The following is a 16,435-nucleotide window of genomic DNA, read 5'->3' as shown; positions in this document are numbered from 1 at the left end:
GGGGATCAGTTCGTGACCGCGTAGGCGATCCGGCGGGCGGCGTGGAGGGGCGTCAGCTGCGTCGTGTCGACCACTTCGGCCTCGGCGTGCAGCCAGCCCGCGGCCGCTTCGGCGTACGGCTCCAGGTGGCGCAGGCGGAACGGGGACGGGCCGGGGCCGAGGACGCGGTCGTTCTCGATCCGGGCACGCAGGGTGTCCTGGTCGGCGTGCAGCACGAAGTGCCGTACCGGGATGGAGTGTTCGGCCAGCCCCGCGCTGATCTCCCGCCAGTACTGCTCCACCAGCACGGTCATCGGCACCACCAGCGTGCCTCCGGTGTACTCCAGCACCCGCCGCGCGGTCTCCACCACCAGCGGCCGCCACGGCGGCCAGTGCTGGAAGTTGTCGGTCGCGGGCAGGCCGGGGGAGATGTCCATCAACGTCTCGCCGACCTTCTCGGCGTCGAACACCCGCGAGTTCGGCACCAGTTCCTGCACCAGCGGGGCGGTGGTGCTCTTGCCGGCCCCGTGCGTTCCGTTCAGCCATACGATCATGGCCCCAAGCTAGCCCGGGGAGTCCGGGGCGGAGGCCTTTTCGAAGGACTGAATCAGTGCTTCAATCCTTGCCATGGCCTACCGTCGCACCCCCGCCGTCCAAGCCCGCCTCGACGCCCAGCGGGAGACCGTGCTGGCCGCGGCCGTGGCACTGCTGGCCGAGCGGGGGTACGCGGGCTGTTCGATGGCGGCGGTGGCGGAGCGGGCCGGGATCGCGACCGGGTCGATGTACCGGCACTTCGCCGGGAAGGCCGAGCTGTCGGTGGAGTTGTTCCGGACGGTGGTCACCGGCGAGGTCGCGGCGGTGGAGGCGGCGGTGGGCAAGGCGGCCGCCGACGGGGCCGGGCCGCACCGGCTGGTGGCGGCCGTGGTGGAGACCTTCGCCGCCCGCGCACTGGCCGCGCCCCGGCTGGCGTACGCGCTGCTGGCCGAGCCCGCCGACCGGGTGGTCGACGCCGAGCGGCTGGTGTTCCGCCGGGCCTTCCGCGACCTGATGGCCGCTCAGATAGCCCCGGCCGTCGCCGACGGCCGGCTGCCCGAGCAGGACGCCGAGCTGACCGCCGCCGCACTGGTGGGCGCGATCGGCGAGGCCCTGGTCGGCCCGCTCGCCGCGGGCCTGGGCCGGGACGACGTGATCCCGGCGCTCATCTCCTTCACCCGACGCGCCCTTGGGGGGCAGCACGATGCCTGACACGCACGAGGTCACCAACCAGGTGCCCGACCTGTACGGCCACGACGTGGCCGCCGACCCGACCCTGCTGGCCGCCCTGCACCGGGCCGGGGCCGGCTGGGCCGAGCAGGAGCTGCACGTCCTCGGGCGGCTGGCCGGCACCGAACGGGCCGCCGAGTGGGGCCGGTTGGCCAACGAGTACGAGCCGGTGCTGCGCACCCACGACCGCTACGGCCACCGGATCGACGAGGTGGAGTTCCACCCCGCCTGGCACGAGCTGATGACCGTCGCGGTGGAGCACGGCCTGCACGCCGCCCCCTGGCGGGACGACCGCCCCGGCGCGCACACCGCCCGGGCCGCCAAGTTCTACGTCTGGGGCCAGGTCGAGGCCGGGCACAGCTGCCCGGTCTCGATGACCTACGCCTCGGTGCCCGCGCTGCGGGCCACCCCGGCGCTGGCCGAGCAGTACGAACCCCTGCTGGCCGCCCGCTCCTACGACTTCGGGCTGCGCGAGCCGCACGGCAAGAGCGGTCTGATCGCCGGCATGTCGATGACCGAGAAGCAGGGCGGCTCGGACGTCCGGGCCAACACCACCACCGCCGAGCCGCAGGCCGACGGCACGTACCGGATCACCGGCCACAAGTGGTTCACCTCGGCCCCGATGTCGGACCTGTTCCTGACGCTGGCCCAGGCCCCCGGCGGGCTGAGCTGCTTCGTGCTGCCCCGGGTGCTGCCGGACGGCGGGCGCAACCGGCTGCGGATCCAGCGGCTCAAGGACAAGCTGGGCAACCGCTCCAACGCCTCCGCCGAGCTGGAGTACGACGGTGCGGTGGGCTGGCTGGTCGGCGAGGAGGGCCGGGGCGTGCCCACCATCATTGAGATGGTGAACATGACCCGGCTGGACTGCACCCTGGGCGCCGCCTCCGGGATGCGGCTCGGCGCCGTCCGGGCGCTCCACCACACCACCCACCGGCGGGCGTTCGGCGCCGCGCTGGTCGACCAGCCGCTGATGCGCAACGTGCTGGCCGACCTGGTGGTGGAGTCCGAGGCCGCCACCGCCGTCGCGCTGCGGCTGGCCGAGGCCACCGACCGGGCGCTGGCGGGGGACCAGCAGGAGGCGCTGGTGCGGCGCCTGGGCCTGGCGGCGGCCAAGTACTGGGTCTGCAAGCGCGGCCCGATGCACGCCGCCGAGGCGCTGGAGTGCTTCGGCGGCAACGGCTACGCCGAGGAGTCCGGCATGCCCCGGCTCTACCGGGAGGCCCCGCTGGTCTCCATCTGGGAGGGCTCGGGGAACGTGGCCGCGCTGGACGCGCTGCGGGCGATGGCCCGCCGCCCGGAGACGGTGGAGGCGCTGCTCGGCGAGCTGGACGCGGCCGCCGGGGCGGACCGGCGGCTGGACGCGGCGGTGGCCGGTCTGCGCAAGCAGCTCGGCGAGACCACCGAACTCGAGTACCGCACCCGCCGGTTGGTGGAGTCGATCGCGCTGGCCTTCCAGGGCTCGCTGCTGGTCCGGTACGGCGACCCGGCGGTGGCCGACGCGTTCTGCGCCTCCCGGCTGGGCGGCGAGCACGGCGGTGCCTTCGGCACCCTGCCGACCGGGGTGGACACCGCCGCCGTGCTGGCCCGGGCCGCGGCGCTGCCCGCATGAGCGAGGCGGCCGAAGTCCGGGCGTTCTGGCAGGGGTTGGGGCTGCCCGGGCTGGTCGACGTGCACACCCACTTCATGCCGGAACGGGTGCTGGCCAAGGTCTGGGCCTACTTCGACGCGGTCGGCCCGCTGACCGGGCGGGCCTGGCCCATCACCTACCGCGAGGAGGAGGACCAACGGGTCGCCCGGCTGCGGGAGTTCGGGGTGCGCGCGTTCACCTCGATGCTCTACCCGCACAAGCCCGGGATGGCCGCCTGGCTGAACTCCTGGTCGGCGGAGTTCGCCGCCCGCACGCCGGACTGCCTGCACACCGCCACCTGCTACCCCGAACCGGAGGCGGCGGACTACGTGGCGAAGGCTCTGGCCGACGGCGCCCGGGTCTTCAAGTGCCACGTCCAGGTGGGCGACTACGACCCGGCTGACCCGCTGCTGGACCCGGTCTGGGGGCAGCTGGCCGAGGCCGGCGTGCCGGTGGTGACGCACTGCGGCTCCGGCCCGGCGCCGGGCAAGCACACCGGCCCCGGCCCGGTCGCCGAGGTGCTGGCCAGGCACCCCCGTCTGCGGCTGGTGGTCGCCCACCTGGGCCTGCCGGAGTACCGGGAGTTCCTGGAGCTGGCCGAGCGCCACCCCGGGGTGCACCTGGACACCACCATGGCCTTCACCGAGTTCAGCGAGGAACTCGCGCCCTACCCCCGGGAACTGCTGCCCCGGCTGGCCGACCTGGGCGACCGGGTGCTGCTCGGCAGCGACTACCCGAACATCCCCTACCCGTACGTCGCCCAGCTCCGCGCCCTCGCGGGCCTCGGGCTGGGCGACGACTGGCTCCGGGCGGTCTGCCACGACAACGGCGCCCGCCTGTTCGGTCTGGCCGCGGCCTAGGGGCTCAACTGCCCGGCCGGGGCGAGTGCGTCGAGCAGGCCGGGGTGCAGCCGGGGGTGGGCGGCCAGCAGGCCGTCCGCCGCCGGGGTCCACCGCCTGCCCTCGGTGTCCGTCACCAGGGCGCCCGCCTCGCGGGCGATCAGGGCCCCGGGCAGCAGGCCGACCGGGTCGGGGCCGTGCTCCCAGAAGCCGTTCAGCTGGCCCGAGCCGACCTGGGCCAGCTGGAGCGCCACCGGGCCGAGGTCGCGCACCGCCAGCACCCGGGCCGCGACGGCGGTCAGGGACTCCCCGGCCCGGCGCAGCTCCTCCCGGCCGGCCGCCGGAGGCTGCCCGGTGCCGATCACGCAGGTGTCCGGGTCCCGGTCCGGCGGGGCGATGGCCCGGCCGTTCAGCCGTGCGCCGCCGCCGAGTTCGGCGGTGTAGGTGGCGCGCAGGCACGGGGCGTGCACCACCGCGAGCACCGGCTCGCCGTCGCGCAGCAGGGTGGCGGTGACGGCCCAGTGCGGCAGCGCGTTCAGGTACTGCACGGCCCCGTCGGTGGTGTCGCAGGACCACCACTCGCCGTCCGCGGGCACCCCGGTGGCGGACTCCCCGTCCAGCCAGCCGGCTCCGGGGCGGAGCGCCCCGAGGCGCTCCCGCAGCTGCGCCGTGGCCGGCTCCTCCACCCACGCGAGGGCGGCCAGGGCCTCGGCCATGGTCCGTCCCGGCCAGGGCCGGGCCGACTGGCGCTCCGTCAGGAACTCACCGACCGCCCGCACCGCGGTGGTGACTTCGGGTATCGAACACTCCTTCATGCCTTGCGCTCCCTCTGGTCACGGTTACTGCACAGAGAGGTACCGTGATCGGGCGGAAGGCGAACCAGCTGACGTGAATCCGAGGGCGAACGGATCAGGCGCCGGTGGTCGAACCGGGGCGGATCACCATCAGGACGGTGACCACCGCCCAGAGCAGGTTGAAGAGGCCGGCGGTCATCGGGAGCAGGCGCAGACACTTGACGGCGCGGTCCTGCTCGGCCCGGTCCTGCGGGGCGTCGAGCGCGTCGATGGTGGCCTGCTGGCCGGGCACCACGAAGAGCAGCATCAGCGCCGCCGCCAGCCCGGTGAGCACCATCGAGGTGATCAGCCAGGCGTCGCCCATCACGCCCATCACCTGGGCCGTGCCGATCCCCAGCAGCGGCACCGCCAGCCCGAGCAGCGCGTAGACCTGGGTGATCCGGTGCAGCAGCCGCACCGAGGCCTCGGCCTGCGGCCGGTCCTCCCCGCCCGCGAGCGCGGCCTTCGCCCGGCGCGGGAACATGCTCACCGTCACCGCCACCGGCCCGATGAAGAGCACTGCGGCCAGGACGTGCAGGCTGAGCAGCAGCTTGGTCATGGGTCGGTTCCTCCGGAGCGGTGGGGCGGGACGCCAGCACGCTAACACCCGGGTGGCCCAGGCCGACCGGCCGGGTGTACGTCCGACGGGCGGTCATGCACGGCGCGTTTGTTGCCATCTGTCACGAAATAGAGCGTGGCATCCTCCTCGTCCCGATTTATGGGCGTTCAATGGGCCGGTCATGCCGCTGTGGTGTGGGTGGCCGTAGTCGAACAGAGGGGTTCCCCGTGCGAGTGACCGAACGTCAGGAGCGGAGCGGCCCGCGGCCGACGGCCCGCAGGCTCGGCCTGGCGGCCGCGGCGGCGGTGGTGCCGGTGGCGCTGGTCAGCGTGCTCGTCTCGGCGGCGCCGCTCTCGCCGCCGCTCGGCCCGTGCAGCGGGCCCGGCTGCCCCTCGGTCTGGCCGCCGCCGAACAACGGGAGCGTGGTCGGCCGTGACGACACCATCAACGTCTTCGTCGGCGGGAACTACTCGGTGGCCGGGCGGGCCGCCGAGGCCGAGGGCAAGGTCGTCACGCTCGGGGACTTCTCGGTGAACAAGAACGGCGGCGGCCTCTTCAACATGGCGGTGGCCGGTGTCGGCTCCCGGGTGGTCCCCTCCAACGGCACCGACTTCGTGACCGTCGGCGGGAACGTCACGGTGGCCGGCGGCAACACCGTCGAGGTCGGCGGCACCACCGACACCTTCGGCGCCCTCGCCTACGGCAACCTCCGCTACGGCGGCACGCTGAGCGGCACGGTCAACGTGGTGCCGACCGGCCAGGCGGTCCAGGACGCCACGGCGGGGGACCAGTACTCCGGCATCCCGGACCAACTGGCCGAGCTCTCCACCTGCGCCTCCACCCAGGTCGCCAACGGCACCGTGACCACCTCGGGCAACCAGGTCACCTTCACCGGCGACGGCACGAGCGCCCGTCAGATCTTCAACGTGCCCGGCAACCTGGGCTCGCCCACCAGTGCGGCCGACTTCGTCATCACCGGCATCCCGGCCGGGGCCACGGTCATCATCAACATGCTGGGCGACAACCCGGTGATCAACACCAACACCGGCAACGGGCTGGACGGCGACCCGTTCACGGACCTGCGCCCGAACCTGCTGTGGAACTTCCCGAACGCCACCACCGCGACCATCATGGGCGGCGCCCAGTTCCAGGGCTCCCTGATGAGCGCCAACAAGGCGGGCACCACCACCCTCCAGACCCCGGGCTTCAACGGCCGGGTCTACGTCGCGGGCAACCTGGTCCAGACGGGCAGCAGCGGCAGCGAGATCCACAACTATCCCTTCAACGGCGACATGCCGGAGTGCACCACCCCCACGCCGACCCCCACTCCGACGCCGACGCCGACCCCCACTCCGACGCCGACGCCGACCCCCACTCCGACGCCGACGCCGACCCCCACTCCGACGCCGACTCCTACGCCGACTCCGACCCCCACTCCGACGCCGACGCCGACTCCGACCCCCACTCCTACGCCGACTCCGACCCCCACTCCGACTCCTACGCCGACGCCCACCCCCACACCGACGCCGGAGCCGACCCACTCGGGCCCCGTGCCGCCGGAGCCCAGCCCCAGCCCGTCCGGCTCGACCCCGGCGCCGACCACTCCTGGCCCGACCGGATCAGGGATCGTGCCGACGGTCCCGGTCGAGAGCGGTGACGGTGGCGGCGGAGGAGGCCAACTGCCGATCACCGGAGCCGGGTTCGCCTTCCCGGCCGCGCTGGGCGCCGGAGCCCTGGCGGGTACCGGTGGCCTGACCTACTGGCTGTCGCGCCGTCGCCGCGGCCGCCACGGCTGACCGAGCCCCTGAACGCGGCGGTGCCCCGGACCCACCCAGGGTCCGGGGCACCGCCGTGCTGTCAGGGGCGCCGTCAGCGCGGTTCGGCGAAGAACCGTTCCACCACGCCCGCCCGGTCGGAGAAGCCGTCCAGCGGCTCACCGACCACCCGGCTGGCCAGGTCGATCGCGAGCACGCCGACGTGCACCCGCAGTTCGAGCGCGGCCAGGTCGCTGTCCATCGCGATGGACGACCGGGCCGACCCGACCAGCCGTTCTCGTTCGCGCTGTCCCTCGGCCCGTGCTGCTGCGACCGCGGCGGCGCCCTCCTCGGCCGCCTGCTGCCGCAACCGGGCTGCTTCGTGGTGGGCCTCGGTGATCACGTGCCGGTACTCCGCGTACACCTGCTCGGCCTCGGCCCGCAGGGCCTCGGCCTTCTCCAGCTTCCCCTCCGTGGCCTCGTACCGCTCCGCCAGCACCCGCTCCGCGCGGGGCAGCAGCAGTCGGCCGAGCGTGACGAACAACAGGAAGAACGCGACGAGTCCGACCAGGAGTTGAGCCTTGCTCGGCTCCAAAGGTCCGATGTCCATGAACCCGACCCTACGGTCTGATGACACGTCATGTACGGAGAATGACGGAACTCGTTCGCCTACCGGTTCGATCCCGACCGGACGGAACCCGGTGCGCGACGGGCGTTGCTGTGCGACGATCGCGGAGCGTTCGGTTCGGGGGCAGCCGGACCTGTGCCCGGGAGGGGAAGTCTTGGCGCAGTACGCGGAGTTCGTGACGGCCGACGGTGCGGTGGTCCGGGTCGAGCAGGCCGCCGGGGCGGCTGCGGCCGACCCGTACGGCATGCAGCCGGTCGGCCGGGGTGCGGCCCAGGCCGTGGAGCGGGCCGGGGAGACCTTCGAGCAGGCCCTGGCGGGAGTGCGCTCGGCCGCCGAGTCCGCGCTGGCGGTCTTCCGGGGCGGCAGCCTGGCCCCCGACGAGGTGGAGCTGGAGTTCGGCGTGAAGCTCACCGCCGAGGCCGGGGCACTGATCGCCAAGACCGCCGCCGAGGCCCATCTGACCGTCAGGCTCAGCTGGGCGCCCGGCCGTTCGGCCTGAGCGGGCCGGCGGACGACGGGCCCGAGCAGCCGCGATGGCGTACCCGTACTGGCTGGCCCGGATCGACACCGGTGGCCCCGAGCCCACGGTGGGCGCCGGGGTGCTGGTCACCGACCGGCACGTGCTGACCTGTGCCCACGTGGTGCACGGGCACGCCGCCGTCACCGTCCGCCTCGCGCACCGGCCCGACCACCCGGCGCTGCCCGCCACCGTGCTGCGCCGGGGGCCCTGGCCCAGCGGGCGGCACGGCCGGGACGGCACCGGGGACGTGGCCGTGCTGGAGCTGGCGGAGCCGGTGCCGGACCGGGTGGCCAGGCCCGCGCCGTTCGCCCCGCTGCACCACTGGGACCGCCCGCCCTACCCGGGGCTGACCGCGCACGGCTTCCCGTTCGGCCACGACGCCGGGCGCAGCAGCGAGATCCGGCCGACCCGGGCCGGGCTGCTGATCGGCGGCGAGCTGGTGCAGTTGGAGCACGACGGCCAGGGCATGCCGCTCTCGCCCGGCTTCAGCGGCGGCCCGGTGGTGGACTCCGACACCGGGGAGCTGGTCGGCATCGTGACGGCGGCCCAGGACACCCTCGGCCGCCACCTGCCGCCCGGGCCGGACGGCCGCACCCCGCCCGCGCTGCGGATCGGCCAGATGCTGCCCGCCGGGGCGCTGGCCCGCTACGTGCCCGAGCTGGCCGACCTGATCCCCGGAGCGGCCCTCCCGCCGGAGCAGGTGCGGGAGTTGCGCGGGCTGGTGGCCGGCGTCAGTGCCTCCGCCGCCACCGGGCCGGGGCCCCTGGACCCGCTGGAGCTCTACCGGACCGCCACCGCCGCCCAGGGCCTGCTGGACCCGCCGACCAGGCCCGGAACCCTCTGGGAGACCTGCTGGTACCTGCTCTCCGAGGTGACCGGCCCGCTGACCGGCCGTCACCCCGTGCGCGAGTTCGCCGCGCTGCTCGCCGAGTCCGCTGGGGACGCCACCGCGGAGCAGCGGGACCGCCGGCACCGGCTGCTCCGGCTCGCCGACGGCGGCATCCGGCTGGTGCACCCCGGCCGGACCGCGGCCCGGCGCTGGCGGCCGATCCTGGTCGAGATCGGCCACAGTGGCGCCGGACGCGGCCGCTACACCGTCGCGGTCCGGACGGTGCGCGACGGCGAGCCGGGGCCCGCCGTGCCGCGCACCCTCTCCGGCGGCGACCTGCAGACCGAGGTGCTCCGCGAGATCGAGGACCAGCTCGGCCGGCTGGAGTCCGACGGCGCCGAGCTGGTGGTCTTCGTACTGCCCCGCAAGCTGCTCACCGTGCCGGTGCACGCCTGGACCGGCAAGCACTCCTTCGGCCCGCTCGGCGCCGACCACCCCGTGGTGGTGGTCGACCGCCAACGCCGCGACTCCGCCGCCGACCGCCGCACCCTGGAGCTCAACTGGGCGCTGCGGCGCGACGAACGCCGCACCCTGGCCCACCCGGTGGACTGCGCCGAGCCCGGCGAGGCCCGCACCCTCTACCACCTGCTCCGCCCGGTCGAGCGCCCCCAGCTGCCGGTGCTCCCCGGCTCGCCCAAGGCCCGCCGGTACGCCCCGCTGCTGGACGCCGCGCTCGGATCCGGGGTGCACGCGGTGATCTGGCCGGAGTGGACCTGTTCGGAACGGCACCAGCCCGGCCGCGCGTGCCGGGGGAGGTCCTTCACTGCCAGACTGGCGGTCGAGCTGGCCGGCACCCCGCCGTCCGAACTACCGGAGCGGATCAAGCAGTTGCGGCACCAGGCGGAGGAGGGCGGCGACCCGGCCGGACACTGGGCGGCCGGGCTGGTGCTGCTCTGGGAGGACCCGTTACTCCTGCCCAGCCCGCACCGGCCGTACCCGCTCCCGCCGACCGACCCGCCGCCCCAGCAGCCCTGACCACCCCAGCAGCCCTGACCGCCCCAGCGGCCCTGACCGCCCCGTCTGACCGTCCGTCACCTCCCGCCCGTGCGGCGGGGCCAGCCGCAGGAGAGTGCCATGCCGTTGCAGCGGATCTACCGGGGCGCCGAGCAGCCCCACGACGGTCTCGCCGCCCTGCCCGCACCGCCGCCCTGGCGGGCCTTCGACGGTGGCCCGCCGCTGGCCACCCCCGCCCCCGAGGCCGACCCCTCCGCTGCCTCGGCCGGCCACCGGGCCGCCACCTTCCGGCCCACCCCGGAGACCGTCGAACTGGTCAACGCCGCGCTCCACCTGCGGCGCCCGCTGCTGGTCACCGGCCCGCCCGGCAGCGGCAAGTCCAGCCTCCCGTACGCGGTGGCCCGGGAGTTGGGCCTCGGCCCGGTGCTGCGCTGGAACATCACCAGCCGGGCCACCCTGCGCGACGGCCTCTACCAGTACGACCCGCTCTCCCGCCTCTACGCCGCCAACCAGGCCGGCCCCGAGGCCACCGGCGCCGGGCTGGACGAGCACCTGCGGCTCGGGCCGCTGGGCACCGCGCTGCTCCCGTACGCGCGGCCGCGGGCGCTGCTGATCGACGAGATCGACAAGGGCGACCTCGACCTGCCCAACGACCTGCTGCACGTCCTGGAGGACGGGCAGTACGAGATCGACGAGCTGGTGCGGGCGGCGCCGCAGCAGCCCGTCGCGCAGGTGCTCACCGCCGACGGGCACGGGCGGGCGCCGGTGACCGGGGGGCGGGTGCGGTGCCGGGCCTTCCCCTTCACGGTGCTCACCAGCAACGCCGAGCGGGAGTTCCCGGCGGCCTTCCTGCGGCGCTGCGTGGTCCTGGAGCTGAAGCGGCCCGAGGGCAGCGAGCTGGCCGAGATCGTCCGCTCCCACCTGCCGGAGGCCGACCGCGCGGTGGTCGCCGAGATCCTCCAGGTCTTCCTGGAGCGCCGGGGCGAGGGCGAGTTGGCCACCGACCAGCTCCTCAACGCCATCTACCTCACCACCCGCCCCGAACTCACCGACCAGGCCGACCGCGCCGCCCTCGCCGCCCGCGTGATGGCCTACCTCAGCAGAGGCCGGGACGACGATGACCTCTGAACCCCCGGCCCGCACCCCGGCCGACCCGTCGGCCCCCGACCCCGACGCCGTGCTGCCTGCGGCGCAGGGGCTGCCGTCGGCTGCCGGAACGGAGCCGGAGAAGCCCGGAGGGCCCGCCGCGGAGGGGCCGGCCGCGGGGCGGGACGCTCCGGTGCCCGGGGGTGCGCAGGTGGACCGGCTGGCGGAGGTGCTCGGCGGGCTGGGGCGGCCCGGGGCGGACGCGGTGGAGTTGGCGGAGCTGCTCTGGCTGGCGGCGCGGTCGGCCCCGGTGTCCGGCCGGACGGTGCTGCCGGGCAAGGCCGCCGAGCCCGTCGTCGAGGTGACGCCCGAGGGGTCGGAGGTGGTGCGGCCGGAGCCGGGCCCCGGGGGGTCGTTGCTGGCGCTGCACCTGCCGGCCGCCGAGGCGCCCGGCGGGCTGCCCGGCGGCAGCACCGTCGCGGCGCCGAGCGCCCCGATGCTGGCCCGCCCGCTCGACCTCCAGCGGGCGCTGCGCCCGTTGAAGCGGCACGTGCCGGACCCGCACCGGACGGTGCTGGACGAGACCGCCACCGCGGAGCGCCTCGCCGAGGCGCTCCGCGGCCCCGGCCCGGTGCACTGGCTTCCGGTGCTGCGCCCGGGCAGCGAACGCTGGCTGACGCTCCGTCTGGTGCTGGACACCGGCCCGACCATGGCGCTCTGGCGCCCGCTGGCCCGCGAACTGCGGGTCCTGCTGCGGCAGACCGGCGCCTTCCGCCAGGTGACCCGCGCCTGGCTGGCCCCGGACGGCACCCTGACCGGCGGTCAGCCCGGCCCCCGCACCGCCACCCTGGTGCTCAGCGACGCGATGGGCCCGCAGTGGCGCCCGGGCCGCCCGGGGGAGCGCTGGCACCGGACCCTCACCGGTCTGGCCCGCCTCGGCCCGGTCGCCCTGCTCCAGCCCCTCCCGGAGCGCCTCTGGCCGCTCACCGCGCTCCCGGCCGCCGCCGGCCTGCTCACCTCCCCCGAGGCGGGCGCGGCCAACCCGGCGTACGGCTTCACCCCGCTGGAACTCCCGGACCTCCCCGACTGCCGGGCGGAGCGGCCCGGGGACACCGGCCTGGTCCTCCCGGTGCTGGAGGCGGACGCGGCCTGGCTGGGCAACTGGGCGCAGCTGGTGGGCAGTCCGGGCGGTGCGGAGGTGGTCGGCGCCGCCGTCCGCCTCGGGGTGGCCCCGGCCCCCGCCCGCCCGGGCAGCCCGGCCCCGGGTGAGCTGACGCCCGCCGAGGCGGTGCGCCGCTTCCGGGCCACGGCCTCCCGCGAGGCGTACACCCTGGCGGGGCTGGCGGCCCTGACCACCCCGGCCCTGCCGGTGCTGCGGCTGCTCCAGCACGCCGCGATCCCCCGCCCCCGGCCGCAGCAGCTGGCCGAACTGGTGGTGAGCGGCCTCCTGGTGGAGCGGCCCGGCCACCCCGAGCGCTTCGACTTCCGGCCGGGCGTGCGGGAGTTGCTGGTGCACACGCTGCCGCGCTCGGTCACCCACCAGGCGGTCGGCCTGCTGGTGCGGGTGGGGGAGGAGGTGGCGGCCCGGGCGGGGCGGGTGCCGGACGAGATCGCGGCCATCGCGGCCACCGACACCGAGGGCGCCCCGCTGACCGCCGAGCGGCGCCCGTTCGCCCTGGTCAGCCCGGCGGCGCTGGGCATCGTCGGGGTGGAGGTGCCCCGGCAGGCGGCCCGGATCGACCCCGCCCGCTCCTGGGCGGTGCTGTACTCCGAAGAGGCCGAGGAGGTCGACCAGTTGGCGGCCCACCTCACCGACCGCGACCTGGTCGGCCTGCCGCGCGGCCAGGTCTGGGCGGGCAGCGACCCGGAGGGCTTCCGGGAGGCGTTGCGGACGGCCGCCCGCAACGCCGAGGACACCCTGCTGGTGCTGCTGGCCGCCGCGCCCGGCTTCGACCCCGGTGCCGAACTCGCGGCCCGGGCGCTGGTGAAGAGCCCGGCCCGGACCCTGGTACTGGCCGAGCGGGACGCCGGGGTCTCGGCCCAGGTCTGGTTCGACCGCCCCCGCGGCGCCCGTTCGCTGGCCTCGCTCTGCAACGAGGTGTTCCGCTTCGGCTGGCCCGGCGGCCCGCCCGAGCTGACCCTCGGCGAACTGCTCGCCGAGGCGGCCGCCCGGGCCGACGAGGGGACCGAACTCCTTGGCAGTCAGCAGGAGTTGGTCTTCATGCGGAACCCGGCCGCCGGGCGCAGGCACTTCTACCTGGCCCGGGACACCGACCCCGACCCGCGGGCCGACCGCTTCTTCGAGGACCTCTGCGAGGAGGTCTGGCAGCTCTCCGACCTGGCCGGCGTGGCCGGCCAGCCGGACGCCGTCCGGCACTGCGAGGTGTTCGTCCCCCTCTACGGGCACGGCTGCTTCCGCAACCACCGCGCCGCCCGCGAGTGGTCCGCCTTCGGCGCCCACCGCCGGGCCACCGTCCCGGTCTTCTGGGACCCGCTGGACCACCGGGAACTACCGACCCTGGCCCGCCAGTTCGACTACCGCGACCGCACCCTCGGGGCCCGCTACGCCGACCAGGGCCTGCGCGCCCTGGACCGCCCGTCCTACGAGCTGGCCGTCCACCGCATCGCCGAACAGATCGTCACCCTCGCCGACCGCCCGGCCCGTGGTTAGTGGTCACACCAGGGGCGCGGGGAACTGCGCGCGGGGGAACGGCAGCACGTGCAACTGGCTGACGGTGGTTCAGTTGCCGGTGGGCCGCCTTCCGATTCGCGCAGTTCCTCGCGCCCCCGGGTCGCTGCAACCGGGCGTCGTGCCTCAGGTGACCGCGCCGCGGCGGGAGAAGCGTTCGTCCCGCCACTCGCCGCTCTCCAGGACCTCGGTCAAGTGCCGTGCCGCGTCCCAGACTTCGGTGTACGACAGGTAGAGCGGGGTGAACCCGAAGCGCATCAGGTCCGGCGCCCGGAAGTCGCCGATCACCCCGCGCTCGATCAGCGCCTGCACCACCGGATACCCGTCCGGGTGCCGCAGCGCGACCTGGCTGCCGCGCCGCGCGTGCTCCCGCGGGGTCACCACCTCGACGCCGTGCCCGGCCAGCGGCTCGACCAGCTCGATGAACAGGTCGGTCAGCGCCAGGCTCTTGGCCCGCACCGCCGCCAGGTCGGCCTTCTCCCAGACGTCCAGCGAAGCGCCCAGCGCGGCCTGGCCGAGCAGCGAGGGCGAGCTGGTCAGGAAGCGGCCGATGCCCGCCACCGGCTGGTAGCCGGGGGTGAAGTCGAAGGGCTTCGCGTGGCCGAACCAGCCGCTCAACGGCTGCTCGGCGACGCCCAGGTGACGCTCCGCCACGTACAGGAAGGCGGGCGAGCCGGGGCCGCCGTTCAGGTACTTGTAGGTGCAGCCGACCGCGAAGTCCACGCCGCAGGCGTCGAGTTCGACGGGCAGTGCGCCGACCGCGTGGCAGACGTCCCAGACCATCAGGGCGCCGGCGGCCTGCACCTGGCGGGTGATCGAGGCCATGTCCAGCAGTTCGCCGGTGCGGTAGTCCACCTGGGAGAGCACCACCACGGCGGTGTCCTCGCCGAGCGCCTCGTCCAGCTGCTCCGCCGAGTCCAGCAGCACGGTGTGCGCGCCGCCGCCGGCCAGCGAGGTGACGCCCTCGGCGATGTAGAGGTCGGTCGGGAAGGCGGCCCGCTCGGCCAGCACGGTGGAGCGGCCGGGGCGCAGCCGCAGCGCGGCGGCCAGCACCTTGAAGAGGTTGACCGAGGTGGTGTCGCAGACCACCACCTGGCCCGGCGCGGCGCCGACCATCGGCGCCACCCGGGCGCCCAGGCGGTGCGGCTGCTCGAACCAGCCGGCCTCGTTCCAGCTGCGGATCAGCCGCTCGCCCCACTCCACCTCGACCAGCTCTCGGACCCGGCCGGAGGTGCGGGCGGGCAGCACGCCGAGCGAGTTGCCGTCCAGGTAGATCACGCCCTCGGGGAGGACGAACTCGGCGCGGAAGGCGGCCAGCGGGTCGGCCGCGTCCAGGGCGGCGCACTGCTCCCGGGTGGTGGTGCTCACAGGGTGTTCCTCACGTTCCACAGCTCGGGGAAGACGTCCTGGTCGGCGGACTGCTTCAGCCAGCTCAGCCCGCTGGAGCCGCCGCTGCCCGGCTTGGCCCCCATCGAGCGCTTGACCGCGGAGTAGTGCCGCTGGCGCCAACGGGTGACCCGCTCGGCGGTGTCCAGCAGCGCTTCGCCCAGCAGGACCAGGTCGGCCAGCTCCGGGTCGGTGTAGACCTGGTGCCAGGCGGCGGTGACCTGCTCGCTCTCCTGGTGCCGCTCCGGGCCGGGCGCCACGTCCACGGCCAGTCCGCGCCGGGCCAGCAGGGCCAGCGCCTCGTCGTACAGGCCGGGCGCGTGCAGCGCGGCGGTCAGCTCGGAGTGCACCGAGGGCGTGCCCTGGTACATCGTCAGCAGCCGGGCGCTCTTGTTGCCGAGCATGAACTCCAGGCGGAGGAAGGCCGAGGACTGGAAGCCGCTGGCCTCGCCGAACACCGGGCGGAAGGCCGCGAACTCCATCGGCGTCATGGTGGCCAGCAGGTCCCAGGAGTTCACCAGCACGTCCTGGACGTGGTGGCCGCGCTTGAGCGCCGCGTGAGCCGCCGTCAGGTCGTCCTCGCGCAGCGCGTGCTGAGCGGTCGTCCACTCGTGCCGGAGCAGGTCGAAGAGCAGCTCCATCACCTGGGTGGTGATGATGAAGGACAGCTCGGCGTCCACCTTGCTGCGCGGCTGCTGGAGGCTGTGCAGCACGTCCAGCTTGGCGTACTGCGCGTAGGGGGTGCTGGCCTCCGGCTCCTCGGCGGAGCCGAAGGCGAGTTTCGGGGTACTGACCTGGGGATCTGCCGCCATGGCTCCTCCTGCTGCTCCGTCTGCCGCTGCGTGCCGCCGCGTCCGCCCGCCTGCGGGCGGCCCCCATTGTGCGGTCGGCGGGGCACCGGATTGAATGGGCGACGGATGCCGGATCGGTCCCACCGCCTTCCGAACGGAAGGTCTTGGAGGCCGTCGGCCTGCCGAACGCGAAGGAGCACCCTTGGACGCCGTGGACCGCCTGCTGCTGGCCGAACTCCAGGCCGATGCCAGGCTCTCGTACAACGAGCTCTCCCGCAGGGTGAACCTCTCCTCACCGGCGGTCGCCGAACGGGTCCGCCGGCTGGAGGCCGACGGGGTGATCAGCGGCTACCACGCCCACGTCGACCTGGACCGGGCCGGGCTCAAGGTCACCGCCCTGGTGCAGATCCAGTGCTACGGACCGCGCTGCGTGCTGCGCGACCCGGAGGTGGCCGAGTGGCCCGAGGTGCTCCAGCTGCACCGGATCACCGGCGGGGCCTGCTGCGCGCTGCTGGTCGCGGTGGCCGGGATGGCCGAGTTCGAGCGGCTGATCGACCGGCTCGCGGGGTACGGGCAGCCGTCCAGCTCGATGGTCCTCTCCAGCCCGGTGCCCTGGCGCCCGGTCCAGCTGCCCTGAC

At 75.0% G+C, this 16,435-nt stretch carries 15 protein-coding genes; 9 read left to right on the top strand and 6 right to left on the bottom strand.

Features of this window, described 5'->3' with window-relative positions:
• Nucleotides 1-5: 5 nt before the first annotated feature.
• A complete protein-coding gene (locus ACIA8O_RS07515) occupies nt 6-533 on the bottom strand; it encodes an AAA family ATPase (protein WP_396292619.1) in 528 nt (175 codons plus the stop codon).
• Nucleotides 534-606: 73 nt separating this feature from the next.
• Here ACIA8O_RS07515 and ACIA8O_RS07510 point away from each other — a divergent pair, with 73 nt between their 5' ends.
• Genes ACIA8O_RS07510 through ACIA8O_RS07500 form a run of 3 tightly spaced genes read left to right on the top strand, consistent with a single transcriptional unit; the run spans nt 607 to nt 3,729 of the window.
• Complete coding sequence (locus ACIA8O_RS07510; protein ID WP_396292618.1) at nt 607-1,224, top strand: TetR/AcrR family transcriptional regulator; 618 nt, start codon at nt 607-609, stop codon at nt 1,222-1,224.
• Nucleotides 1,217-2,851, top strand: coding sequence for an acyl-CoA dehydrogenase family protein (locus ACIA8O_RS07505; protein ID WP_396292617.1), 1,635 nt, complete (start codon nt 1,217-1,219; stop codon nt 2,849-2,851). The genes ACIA8O_RS07510 and ACIA8O_RS07505 overlap by 8 nt, the downstream gene beginning before the upstream one ends.
• A complete protein-coding gene (locus ACIA8O_RS07500) occupies nt 2,848-3,729 on the top strand; it encodes an amidohydrolase family protein (RefSeq protein WP_396292616.1) in 882 nt (293 codons plus the stop codon). Before ACIA8O_RS07505 ends, ACIA8O_RS07500 begins: the two co-directional genes overlap by 4 nt.
• Here the strand turns inward: ACIA8O_RS07500 and ACIA8O_RS07495 are convergent.
• Together ACIA8O_RS07495 and ACIA8O_RS07490 are read right to left on the bottom strand one after the other, a co-directional pair.
• Complete coding sequence (locus tag ACIA8O_RS07495; RefSeq protein ID WP_396292615.1) at nt 3,726-4,523, bottom strand: inositol monophosphatase family protein; 798 nt, start codon at nt 4,521-4,523, stop codon at nt 3,726-3,728. The two genes, ACIA8O_RS07500 and ACIA8O_RS07495, sit on opposite strands and share 4 nt — an antisense overlap.
• Before the next feature lie 94 nt (nt 4,524-4,617).
• Nucleotides 4,618-5,100 carry a DUF2269 family protein gene (locus ACIA8O_RS07490; RefSeq protein ID WP_396292614.1) on the bottom strand — a complete coding sequence of 161 codons (483 nt, stop codon included), beginning with the start codon at nt 5,098-5,100 and terminating at the stop codon, nt 4,618-4,620.
• 227 nt (nt 5,101-5,327) lie between these two features.
• Here ACIA8O_RS07490 and ACIA8O_RS07485 point away from each other — a divergent pair, with 227 nt between their 5' ends.
• Nucleotides 5,328-6,896 carry a choice-of-anchor A family protein gene (locus ACIA8O_RS07485; RefSeq protein WP_396292613.1) on the top strand — a complete coding sequence of 523 codons (1,569 nt, stop codon included), beginning with the start codon at nt 5,328-5,330 and terminating at the stop codon, nt 6,894-6,896.
• A gap of 73 nt (nt 6,897-6,969) precedes the next feature.
• On the opposite strand, the gene ACIA8O_RS07480 is transcribed toward ACIA8O_RS07485, so the two are convergent.
• Nucleotides 6,970-7,464, bottom strand: coding sequence for a hypothetical protein (locus ACIA8O_RS07480; RefSeq protein WP_396292612.1), 495 nt, complete (start codon nt 7,462-7,464; stop codon nt 6,970-6,972).
• 172 nt (nt 7,465-7,636) lie between these two features.
• Here ACIA8O_RS07480 and ACIA8O_RS07475 point away from each other — a divergent pair, with 172 nt between their 5' ends.
• The 4 genes from ACIA8O_RS07475 (at nt 7,637) to ACIA8O_RS07460 (ending at nt 13,602) form a co-directional block, all read left to right on the top strand.
• The gene (locus tag ACIA8O_RS07475) at nt 7,637-7,981 is read left to right on the top strand and encodes a CU044_2847 family protein (protein ID WP_396292611.1); all 345 of its coding nucleotides are present in this window, start codon (nt 7,637-7,639) and stop codon (nt 7,979-7,981) included.
• 34 nt (nt 7,982-8,015) lie between these two features.
• Nucleotides 8,016-9,866 carry a trypsin-like peptidase domain-containing protein gene (locus ACIA8O_RS07470; RefSeq protein ID WP_396292610.1) on the top strand — a complete coding sequence of 617 codons (1,851 nt, stop codon included), beginning with the start codon at nt 8,016-8,018 and terminating at the stop codon, nt 9,864-9,866.
• A 99-nt stretch (nt 9,867-9,965) separates the two neighbouring features.
• Nucleotides 9,966-10,973, top strand: coding sequence for an AAA family ATPase (locus ACIA8O_RS07465; RefSeq protein ID WP_396292609.1), 1,008 nt, complete (start codon nt 9,966-9,968; stop codon nt 10,971-10,973).
• Nucleotides 10,963-13,602 (top strand): SAV_2336 N-terminal domain-related protein, encoded by a 2,640-nt coding sequence (locus ACIA8O_RS07460; protein WP_396292608.1) that lies wholly within the window; start codon nt 10,963-10,965, stop codon nt 13,600-13,602. The genes ACIA8O_RS07465 and ACIA8O_RS07460 overlap by 11 nt, the downstream gene beginning before the upstream one ends.
• A gap of 144 nt (nt 13,603-13,746) precedes the next feature.
• Here the strand turns inward: ACIA8O_RS07460 and kynU are convergent, their stop codons facing one another.
• Both kynU and ACIA8O_RS07450 read right to left on the bottom strand, forming a co-directional pair.
• Nucleotides 13,747-14,988 carry a kynureninase gene (kynU, locus tag ACIA8O_RS07455; protein WP_396292607.1) on the bottom strand — a complete coding sequence of 414 codons (1,242 nt, stop codon included), beginning with the start codon at nt 14,986-14,988 and terminating at the stop codon, nt 13,747-13,749.
• Nucleotides 14,985-15,818, bottom strand: a complete 834-nt coding sequence (locus tag ACIA8O_RS07450) for a tryptophan 2,3-dioxygenase (RefSeq protein WP_396292606.1) — start codon at nt 15,816-15,818, stop codon at nt 14,985-14,987. Before ACIA8O_RS07450 ends, kynU begins: the two co-directional genes overlap by 4 nt.
• 190 nt (nt 15,819-16,008) lie before the next feature.
• Between ACIA8O_RS07450 and ACIA8O_RS07445 the strand changes: the two genes are divergently transcribed.
• Nucleotides 16,009-16,434 carry an Lrp/AsnC family transcriptional regulator gene (locus ACIA8O_RS07445; RefSeq protein ID WP_396292948.1) on the top strand — a complete coding sequence of 142 codons (426 nt, stop codon included), beginning with the start codon at nt 16,009-16,011 and terminating at the stop codon, nt 16,432-16,434.
• The last annotated feature ends 1 nt before the right edge of the window (nt 16,435 follow it).

Origin of the sequence: Kitasatospora sp. NPDC051853, from assembly GCF_044452665.1 — a bacterium.
In the GTDB taxonomy this organism is placed as follows: domain Bacteria; phylum Actinomycetota; class Actinomycetes; order Streptomycetales; family Streptomycetaceae; genus Kitasatospora.
Note: the sequence above shows the minus strand (reverse complement) of the source record. Positions and strands in the feature narration are given on the sequence as shown.